Here is an 8,993-nt window from a genome sequence, read left to right on the forward strand (position 1 = left end):
CCTCGGAGCGACGATTTTCCGATGTCCGCGCCGTCCTACGAACGACAGCGTGACCATGAGAACCAGCACCTTGGAGCACCCCATGCGCAAGATCACCGCCGGACTGTTCATCGCCCTCGACGGCGTCGTCGACAATCCGCAGGACTGGCATTTCCCCTATTACAACGAGGAGATGGGCGCCGCCGTGGACGCTCAGCTCGGCAGCGCCGACACGCTGCTGCTCGGCCGCGTCACCTACGACAGCTTCGCCGGCGCCTGGCCGGACCGCGAGGCCGGTGGCGCCGAGGACGCCGATTTCGCCCGCAAGCTGGGCGACGCCCGCAAGATCGTGGTGTCCCGCCAGGACCTGACCTTCACCTGGCGCAACTCCGAGACGCTGAAAGGCGATCTGGTGGAGGCGGTCACGGCCCTCAAGCAGGAGCCCGGCGGGGATATCGGCATCAGCGGTTCGGTGTCGGTCGTGCGTCAGCTGCTGGCCGCGGGACTGATCGACGAACTGCATCTCCTGGTGCATCCGATCGCCGTCCGCTCCGGCCTGCGACTGTTCGAGGAGGCGGATACGCCCCTGCCCCTCACCCTGCTGACCTCCACCCAATTCAAGACGGGAGTGGTTCACCAGGTCTACGGTCCGGGTGAGCAGCTGTCGGGTGGGTATGACGACGCCAAACAACATCTCGCGCAGGGTGATTGAGGTATGTCGCGGAGGCCTGGACCGCCCGCTGCGCGGACGGTCCAGGCAATGGAAGGATGCTGTGGCCCAGGCAGTCGAAGGAGGCTGCGGTCCAGGCAATGAAGCGCCAGGCGGGCAATGGGGCGGGCGGACGATTCAGGCAATGGAGGGTCCGCCTAGCAACAGCACGGGTGGGGAGTCCACGTTTCCTTGCCTGAACCGTCCGCTCTGCGGGCGGTTCAGGCTAGCTGGATGAGTTCCAGGTATTCCTGGGACCAGTGGTCCTCGGTGCCGTCCGGGAGCATGATCACGCGTTCGGGGTTCAGGGCCTCGGCGGCGCCGGGGTCGTGGGTTACCAGGACGACGGCGCCGGCGTAGCTGCGGAGGGCGTCGAGGACCTGCTCGCGGGAGATGGGGTCCAGGTTGTTGGTGGGCTCGTCGAGCAGCAGGACGTTCGCCGCCGAGGAGACCAGGCCGGCCAGCGCGAGGCGGGTCTTCTCGCCGCCCGACAGGGTTCCTGCGGGCTGTTCGAGCTGCGGGCCGGTGAACATGAACGCGCCCAGCAGGCCGCGCAGATCCTGCTCTCCGGCGTCGGGGGCGGCGTGGCGGATGTTCTCCCACACCGACGCCCGATCGTCGAGCGTGTCGTGTTCCTGGGCGAAGTAGCCGACCTTGAGGCCGTGGCCGGGGACAAGCCCGCCTGCCGAGGGCTGCTCGACCCCCGCCAGCAGGCGCAGCAGCGTGGTCTTGCCCGCGCCGTTGAGGCCGAGCACCACGACCCGGCTGCCACGGTCGATGGCGAGGTCGACGCCGGTGAAGATCTCCAGCGACCCGTACATCTTGGTGAGGTTCTCCGCCATGAGCGGCGTCTTGCCGCAGGCGGCGGGCTCGGGGAACTTGATGCGCGCGACCTTGTCGGCCACGCGGATCTCGTCGGCCTCGGCCAGCATGCGCTCGGCGCGCTTGACCATGTTCTGTGCCGCAACGGCTTTGGTGGCCTTGGCGCCCAGCTTGGCGGCCTGCGCCTTGAGCGCCGACGCCTTCTTCTCGGCGTTGGCCCGCTCGCGGCGGCGGCGCTGTTCGTCGGTGGCGCGGGCGTCGAGGTACTTCTTCCAGCCCATGTTGTAGATGTCGGCCTCGCCGCGCACCGCGTCCAGGAACCACACCTTGTTGACGACGGCCTCGAGCAGTTCGACGTCGTGGCTGATCACGATCAGGCCGCCGTCGTGGCTCTGCAGGAAGCCGCGCAGCCAGGTGATGGAGTCGGCGTCGAGGTGGTTGGTCGGCTCGTCGAGCAGCAGGGTGGTGTCGGATTTGCCGCCGCTGCCGTCGGAGGCGGAGAACAGGATGCGCGCCAGCTCGATGCGGCGGCGCTGACCGCCCGACAGCGTGCGCAGCGACTGGCCCAGCACCCGTTCGGGCAGGCCGAGGCTGTTGCAGATGCGGGCCGCCTCGCTCTCGGCGACGTAGCCGCCGAGCGCCGAGAACCGCTCCTCGAGGCGGCCGTACTTGCGGACCGCCTTCTCGCGTTCGGCGTCGTCGGCGACCTCGGCCATCAGCGCCTGCTGCTTCTCCATCTGGCGGATCAGCGCATCCAGGCCGCGGGCGGAGAGCACCCGGTCGCGGGCCAGCACGTCGAGGTCGCCCTCGCGCGGGTCCTGCGGGAGGTAGCCGACCTCGCCCGTGCGAACGACCTTGCCCGCGTACGGCTCGCCCTCTCCCGCGAGGATGCGCAGGGTGGTGGTCTTCCCGGCGCCGTTGCGCCCGACCAGCCCGATCCGGTCGCCGGCCTGCACCCGAAGCGCCGAGCCCGGCGCCGTCAACAGGGTGCGGATTCCGGCCCGGACCTCCAGGTCGGTCGCGGTGATCACAGATATCTCCTCGGCAGGTCAGCGTTTCGGCGGGGGTGGTGACTCGAGTGTGCATCCCGATCGCACACAAGAACCACCTATTTTACCTGGGCGAAGGACGCGCCGCCGTAACCCGGGCCACCCTGCGGACGTCCGGCCGAGCGGGGAGTCCCGGCGCGACGCGGCGGCGGATGGGTTACGGTGCGGTCCATGAGCGATCTGAAGGGCAAAGCGGCGCTGGTCACGGGGGCGAGCCGGGGTATCGGCAAGGCGGTCGCGGCCGAACTGCTCGCGCGCGGGGCGAATGTGCTGATCACCGCGCGCAAGGCGGAACCGCTGGAGGAGACCGCTGTCGAGCTGCGGGCGCTCGGGCATCCCGGGAAGGTCGTCGCGCTGGCCGGGAACTCGGGGGACGCCGACGCGCGCGCCGAGGCGGTCGCGCGGGCCGTCGCCGACTTCGGGTCGCTGGACATCCTCGTCAACAACACCGGCATCAACCCCGTGTACGGGTCGCTGATGGACGCCGACCTGAACGCGGTCCGCAAGATCTTCGACGTCAATGTGGTCGCGGCACTGGGCTACGTGCAGGAGGCGTACCGGGCCTGGATGCGCGACAACGGCGGCGCGGTGGTCAATGTCGCCAGCGTGGCGGGCCTGCGTTCGACGGGCGTGATCGCGGCCTACGGCGCCTCCAAGGCGGCGCTCATCCGGCTCACCGAGGAGCTGGCCTGGCAGCTCGGGCCCGCCATCCGCGTGAACGCGGTGGCCCCGGGCGTGGTGAAGACGAAGTTCGCCGACGCGCTCTACTCCAGCGGCAGCGAGGAGGAGGTGGCCCGCGGCTATCCGCTGAAGCGGCTCGGCACGCCCGAGGATGTGGCCGCGCTCATCGGCTTCCTGGTGTCGGACCAGTCCGCGTGGATCACCGGCGAGGTCGTGCGGGTGGACGGCGGGCTGCTCGCGACCGGCGGACTCTAGACCGCGGCGGCCGCACCGGTGGCCATCGATCTCCTCGTGTGCGGCCTCGGGCCCGCCGGGCGGTCGCTCGCGCATCGCGCGGCCGCCCACGGGCTGTCGGTGGCGGCGGTCGACCCGAAGCCCGGGCGGCGGTGGACGGCGACCTATGCGGCGTGGGCGGACGAGATCCCCAAGTGGGTCGCGCCGTCCGCGATCGCGGCGACCGTGCGGCGGCCCGCGGCCTGGGGTACGCGGCGGTTCGAGATCGATCGGCCGTATTCGGTGTTCGATGTCGCGGCGCTTCAGGATTCGCTCGAGCTGAGCGGCGTCCGCGTGGTCACCGACCGGGTCGCCGAGATCTCCCGGCCGCGGGATCGGCGGAAATCCGCTGAGACAGTGCGCCTTTCGTCCGGCGAGGTGCTGCACGCGCATCGGGTCGTCGATGCGCGCGGTGTCACCCGCGCACCCGATCGTGCCGAGCAGACGGCCTACGGCGTCATGGTGTCGCGCGAACGGTGGGACGAAACGCTGTTCATGGACTGGCGGCGGGACAACGGAGCCGACGTGGCCGAGACCCCCTCGTTCCTCTACGCGATTCCCTTGGACGACAACACCTTTCTGCTCGAGGAGACGTGCCTCGCGGGCCGTCCGGCGCTGAGCGGGACGCAACTGCGGGACCGCCTGCACACCCGCCTCCACCGCCGGGGCGTCGATCTCGACGGGACGGAAACCGTGGAACACGTACGCTTCCCGGTCCAGGGCGGTCGTCCCGGCGACGGTCGGTTCGGCGCCGCGGGCGCGCTCCTGCACCCCGCGACGGGCTACAGCGTCGCCGCGTCCCTGGCGGCGGCGGACCTCCTCGTCGCCGCGCGGTCCCTCTGGCCGCTCCCGGCTCGCGCGGTGCACCGGCTCCGGTCGACCGGGCTGCGGTCCCTGCTCGCCCTGCCGCCGCAGGACATTCCGGCCTTCTTCGACGCCTTCTTCACTCTGCGCCCCGGCCTCCAGCGCGCCTACCTCTCCGATCGGACCGACCTGCGCGGCACGCTCACCGCGATGACCGTCCAGTTCGGCGCCCTCCCCTGGCATCTGCGCCGGAATCTCCTCGGCGCCACCCTCGGCCCGAGCCGATCGGCCTGATACTGGGGGCGTGATCGTCCGACTGCGCGCCGCCGCCGTGGTGGTCGTGCTGGCGGGGTTCTTCGCCGTCGGCGCGGGACTGCCGCTGCTGTTCCTCGGTGAGATCGCGCTGGCGGTGGCCGACGGCCGGTGGACGAAGATCTGGAAGGCGGCGCTGGGGGTCGTGGCGACGGTCTGGGTGACCGGACCGTGCCTGGTCGCCGGGTGGCGGCGCACACCACTTCCGGTGCACGGTGTCGAGGTGCCCCGCGAGCACCAGCCGCGATTGTGGCGGCTGGTGGACGACGTCAGCGAGCGCACAGGCGGCCCGCCCGTCCGGGAACTGTGGCTGGTCCCTGGCGCGACGACCGAGGTGCGGTGTGACGGTGGCCTGCTCGGGTTGCGGCCGGACCCGATGCGTCTGTATCTCGACGTCGCCACACTGCTGACGGCACGTGCGGACGAGCTGTCGGCCGTCATCGCGCGGGTGGCGGCTCCGCACAGCGCGCGAGGCGCACGGGCCGTGGTCGCCCGCAGCGCCGCCGCGGTGGAGGTGGCCGGGCAGCGGGTTCGCGGGCTGCCGTACGCGGTTTTTCTGCTGTCGTGGCGATGGTTGTACGACCGGTTCGCCGGGCGCGTGATCGCCGCACAGACCACCGCATCCGACGCGGCGGCCGATCGATTCGAGGATCGAGCGACCCGGGAGTCGTTGCAGCACAGAGCATCCGCCGAATGGCGACGCTATCGCGAACAGTACCTCGCGCGAGACGACGAACCGGCCTCCGTGCCGGTGGCCGGCTTCCTCCGGTTCCTCGTCCACGACGGCGGCGCACCCGGCTCAGCGCTGCTGGAGGACCCCGACGACTTGCTCACGGCGATGGACCGCCAGGTGCTCGATCCGGACCAGACGGCAGTGCGGCTCGTGGAGTCTCGAATCCTCGGTCGCGCCGCATCGTTCGGCGACGGCATCGGACGCGTAGCCCGAGCGGAGCCGACGATAGGCCTACTGCTCGACGCGCTCGGGAGCGGGGCATTGGGCCCGGCGGCCGACGCGATAGCGGACCTGGCCCACGGCGAGACGCCCGCGCCGGATCGGCGGCGTCGCCTCGCCGACGACGTGAACGCGGCCCTGGTGTCCGCCGCGATCGGGACGGGACGGGTGGGCTTCGAGGACGACGGGTCCGGCATCCCCGGCTTCCGAATCGACGGAATGCCCTACGATTTCACCCCGTCGATCACCCGCGCCCTGACCGACCCGGCCCGGCTCCCAGCACTGTGGGCATGCCTGATCGACCTGGGTATCGACCCCGATCACCGCCTGGTTCACCCGCCGATCGATACCGAGCGGCCCGCCCGGGTCTTCGGCAATGTCGGCGTCGGCGGCCGCCGAGCCGATCTCGCCCTGTTCGACTGGGGCATGATCGCCCTCCCCCACCGCTGGCGATGGCGTCCGGGCTGGATGATCGACAGCTGGCCGGAAGACCGCCGGATCGAACGGCTCGCGGCGCTCCCGGCCCGCAGCCTCCTCGAACTCCCTGCGGCACAACGGATACCGCTCGCCGAGATCGCCTCGGCGCACCTTCTGCTCCCGCTCGCGGCCCTGCGATTGCGGCTCGTCCGTACCGACGACTCCCGCCTGATACTGCGGGTGCCCCTCCGCGACGCACGGGCGGCTCTTCCTCGCCTCACCGCGCTGCTGGCCCCCGCCCTTCTGGACGACGCCGTGCGAGAGCACCGGGCCGACGTCAGCGACTGTCGATGACGAGGGCCGTGGTGTTGTCGGTACCGCCGGATTCCAGGGCGGTGTCGACCAGGGACTCGGCCGCCACGTCGGGGGTGGTGTCGGCGGCGAGGATGTCCTTGATCTCGGCGATGCCGAGGCGTTTGTGGACGCCGTCGGTGCTCAGCAGCAGGCGGCCGGAGCTCGTTCCGGTGGCGGCGTACCCGATCTCGGCCGCGCGGGCCGTGCGGGCGGTGGTGTAGACGAGGTGGTTCGCGCGCGCGGCCGGCTCCACGCCGCGATTGCGCAGATATTCGGCGACGGTGTGGTCGGTCGTGATCTGGTGCAGGACGCGGCCGTTCCAGCGGTAGGCGCGGCAGTCGCCGACCCAGGCGACCTCGCAGATCGCGTCGGAGTGGTCGCCCGGCAGCACGACGACGACCAGGACGGAGTCGGCGCTCGGCTCGGGGAATTCGCGCAGCAGCTCGCGCTGCGCCGCCAGGATGCCGGACTGTGGTCCGTGGGCGGCGGCCTCGCGGGCCGCCACCGCGGCGGCCGTGCGCGCCGCGCGGGCGGCCAGCAGGTGGTCCGCCCACACCGTCGGCCACCACGAAGGCCGAGCGGCCGGTCCCCGGATCCGTGTACCCCGCCACCGCGTCCGCGTTGATCGACCGCGACCCACGCCTGCTCACCGATTGTCCCGTGATCCCGGTGAGCCGGATGAGCTCGCGACGGGTGATGGCGGTGGTGAGTGCAGTGTCCACGGCCTGGCCTCCTCGGACTGGCCTGCGTGTGCTGCCGGTCAGCACAAGACGAGTAAACCCCGGCAATCCAAGAGTCAACCGTGTGCGCCCTGTGAAAGGGGCCACGAGTTGATCACGATTCGGTAGCGGGTGGAACGGGCCGGCGCGACGGCCGACAGGGTTGGAAGTCGCCCCGGACCAGCCCGTTCCGATGTCGCGGGCATACGGAGATGCCCGGACCCGGCAGCGTCGAACAGCACCGGCACGGCAACCGGCGCTGGCACCCACGACGAATACCGGCCTACGGCGCCGGGCATTTGCCTCTCCCGGAGCCTGCGATCACGCTAGGTCGCCGCCCGCGTCGGCGCGACCCGACTGGGACAACTCACCATCCGCGGACACGCCCGTTGCGGCGAGGCCCAGCCGCCGGACCAATCCGGCCGCCGCGGCGGCTCCGACTCCCCTGTGTCCCCCCGTCGAAAGGACGAGCGACCATACGTCGACACTCCTGACCGGTACTCTCCACACCGGCCGCGTCACCACCGAATCCGACCCGCTCGGACCCGTGAAGCCGCCGAGACATACGGGCGATCGCGGCGTGCGTACCGCATCGGATCGAATATTTTTCTGTCCGGAACCAATCCGGCGGCCCTTCGGCTACGACTCGCTTCTGTGAGGTCGTACGCATTGGCCACCGGTCTGGAAGGACACTGAATGGTCTCCCGCGCCCGAGGTTCGACGGGTGGCGTCGCTGCCGACGACGTGGCAGACATGGACGCGATACTGCACGCGCTCATCGAACGGGTCGCCGTGGGTGACGAACAGGCCTTCGCCGAACTCTACGATCTCGTCTCCGGCCCGGTGCTGGGCGTCGTCACCCGAATCCTGCGCGACCGCTCCCGCTCCGAGGAGGTCACCCAGGAGGTCATGCTGGAGATCTGGCTGAAGGCGCCGAAGTACTGCCGGCAGCCCGGAAACGTGATGGCGTGGGCCGTCACCATGGCACACCGGCGGGCGATCGACCGGGTGCGGCACGAACAGGCCAGCGCCGACCGCGAGGATCGTATCGAACAGCTCGACGTGCGCCGCCCGGTCGACGAGGTCGTCGAGACGGCGCTCGCGCGATTGGATACCGAGCTGGTGCGCACCGCCCTGGACCGGCTCACCGAGCTGCAGCGGCAGTCCATCGTGCTCGCCTACTATGGCGGGTACACCTACCGCGAGGTCTCTCAGGTTCTCGACACCCCGGTCGGAACGGTCAAGACCCGGATGCGCGACGGCCTCATCCGCCTGCGCGAATATTTGGGAGCACATCAGTGATTTGCCCGGCCGAGATGAACGATCTCACCGCGCCGTATGTTCTGAACTCACTGCCCGACGACGAGCGTGACGCATTCGAACTCCACCTCCGCTCGTGCCCGGACTGCCGTCACGACGTCGACGAGCTGGGCGCGGCCCTGGGCCGGCTCGCCGAGGAATGGGCCCGCACCCCGCCCCCCGCCCTGCGCGAGCGGGTGCTCGGGGCACTGCCGCACACGCCGCAGCAGCCGGCCGAACCCGATCCGCCCGGCCCCCCGCCGGGCGGATCGGGACGACGCCGATCAGTCCTCGATTCCCGTCAGGATCCGCGCGCGCAGGCCCGGATCGGGCTGACACGCCAGATACTCCGCGAGCCGGACGACGACCTCACGCAGTTCGACGACCTCCAGGGCGCATGCCACGCACAGCTCCAGATGCCGTTCGAATTCTTCCCGTTCCTCATCGATCAGCGCATCGAGAACGTATGCGCCACTGAGACCGTTCCACTCCGGGCACGTCGTCACGAGGCGACGACCGTGATAGCGACTGCATTTCCGAGCACCTTTCCCCGACCTCCCGATAGACGCAGCTCCTGTCCTGGACATGCCGAACTCCCCGGCCGGGCCGCTAGGGCGCCGGCC

At 70.7% G+C, this 8,993-nt stretch carries 8 protein-coding genes and 1 pseudogene; 6 read left to right on the forward strand and 3 right to left on the reverse strand.

Annotated elements, in window-relative coordinates:
• Positions 1 to 55: 55 nt before the first annotated feature.
• Positions 56 to 691 carry a dihydrofolate reductase family protein gene (locus tag ON41_RS27795; RefSeq protein WP_246461623.1) on the forward strand — a complete coding sequence of 212 codons (636 nt, stop codon included), beginning with the start codon at positions 56 to 58 and terminating at the stop codon, positions 689 to 691.
• 218 nt (positions 692 to 909) lie between these two features.
• Here the strand turns inward: ON41_RS27795 and ON41_RS27800 are convergent, their stop codons facing one another.
• Positions 910 to 2,541 (reverse strand): ABC-F family ATP-binding cassette domain-containing protein, encoded by a 1,632-nt coding sequence (locus tag ON41_RS27800; RefSeq protein ID WP_040750825.1) that lies wholly within the window; start codon positions 2,539 to 2,541, stop codon positions 910 to 912.
• Positions 2,542 to 2,730: 189 nt separating this feature from the next.
• Here ON41_RS27800 and ON41_RS27805 point away from each other — a divergent pair, with 189 nt between their 5' ends.
• Genes ON41_RS27805 through ON41_RS27815 form a run of 3 tightly spaced genes read left to right on the forward strand, consistent with a single transcriptional unit; the run spans position 2,731 to position 6,352 of the window.
• Positions 2,731 to 3,495 carry an SDR family oxidoreductase gene (locus ON41_RS27805; RefSeq protein ID WP_040750826.1) on the forward strand — a complete coding sequence of 255 codons (765 nt, stop codon included), beginning with the start codon at positions 2,731 to 2,733 and terminating at the stop codon, positions 3,493 to 3,495.
• 18 nt (positions 3,496 to 3,513) lie between these two features.
• Entirely contained in the window at positions 3,514 to 4,611 is a 1,098-nt protein-coding gene (locus ON41_RS27810; protein WP_040750827.1) for a lycopene cyclase family protein, read from the forward strand.
• 10 nt (positions 4,612 to 4,621) lie between these two features.
• The gene (locus ON41_RS27815; RefSeq protein WP_040750830.1) at positions 4,622 to 6,352 is read left to right on the forward strand and encodes a M48 family metalloprotease; all 1,731 of its coding nucleotides are present in this window, start codon (positions 4,622 to 4,624) and stop codon (positions 6,350 to 6,352) included.
• Here the strand turns inward: ON41_RS27815 and ON41_RS27820 are convergent.
• Complete coding sequence (locus ON41_RS27820; RefSeq protein ID WP_157185645.1) at positions 6,336 to 6,908, reverse strand: PP2C family protein-serine/threonine phosphatase; 573 nt, start codon at positions 6,906 to 6,908, stop codon at positions 6,336 to 6,338. The genes ON41_RS27815 and ON41_RS27820 overlap by 17 nt on opposite strands.
• A gap of 916 nt (positions 6,909 to 7,824) precedes the next feature.
• Between ON41_RS27820 and sigK the strand changes: the two genes are divergently transcribed.
• Together sigK and ON41_RS43885 are read left to right on the forward strand one after the other, a co-directional pair.
• The gene (gene sigK / locus ON41_RS27825) at positions 7,825 to 8,373 is read left to right on the forward strand and encodes an ECF RNA polymerase sigma factor SigK (protein WP_040750832.1); all 549 of its coding nucleotides are present in this window, start codon (positions 7,825 to 7,827) and stop codon (positions 8,371 to 8,373) included.
• 14 nt (positions 8,374 to 8,387) lie between these two features.
• Positions 8,388 to 8,474, forward strand: a pseudogene (locus ON41_RS43885) (zf-HC2 domain-containing protein); the annotation flags it as partial.
• Positions 8,475 to 8,654: 180 nt separating this feature from the next.
• On the opposite strand, the gene ON41_RS43190 reads toward ON41_RS43885, so the two are convergent.
• A complete protein-coding gene (locus tag ON41_RS43190; RefSeq protein ID WP_040750834.1) occupies positions 8,655 to 8,876 on the reverse strand; it encodes a zf-HC2 domain-containing protein in 222 nt (73 codons plus the stop codon).
• Positions 8,877 to 8,993 lie beyond the last annotated feature (117 nt).

Source organism: Nocardia transvalensis NBRC 15921 (assembly GCF_000308875.1).
Classification (GTDB): Bacteria; Actinomycetota; Actinomycetes; order Mycobacteriales; family Mycobacteriaceae; genus Nocardia; species Nocardia transvalensis.

Bases quoted from the DNA above. Each gene is read 5' to 3' on its own strand.
- ON41_RS27795 (WP_246461623.1), top strand. From the start codon at position 56: ATGAGAACCAGCACCTTGGAGCACCCCATGCGCAAGATCACCGCCGGA.
- ON41_RS27805 (WP_040750826.1), top strand. From the start codon at position 2,731: ATGAGCGATCTGAAGGGCAAAGCGGCGCTGGTCACGGGGGCGAGCCGG.
- sigK (WP_040750832.1), top strand. From the start codon at position 7,825: ATGGACGCGATACTGCACGCGCTCATCGAACGGGTCGCCGTGGGTGAC.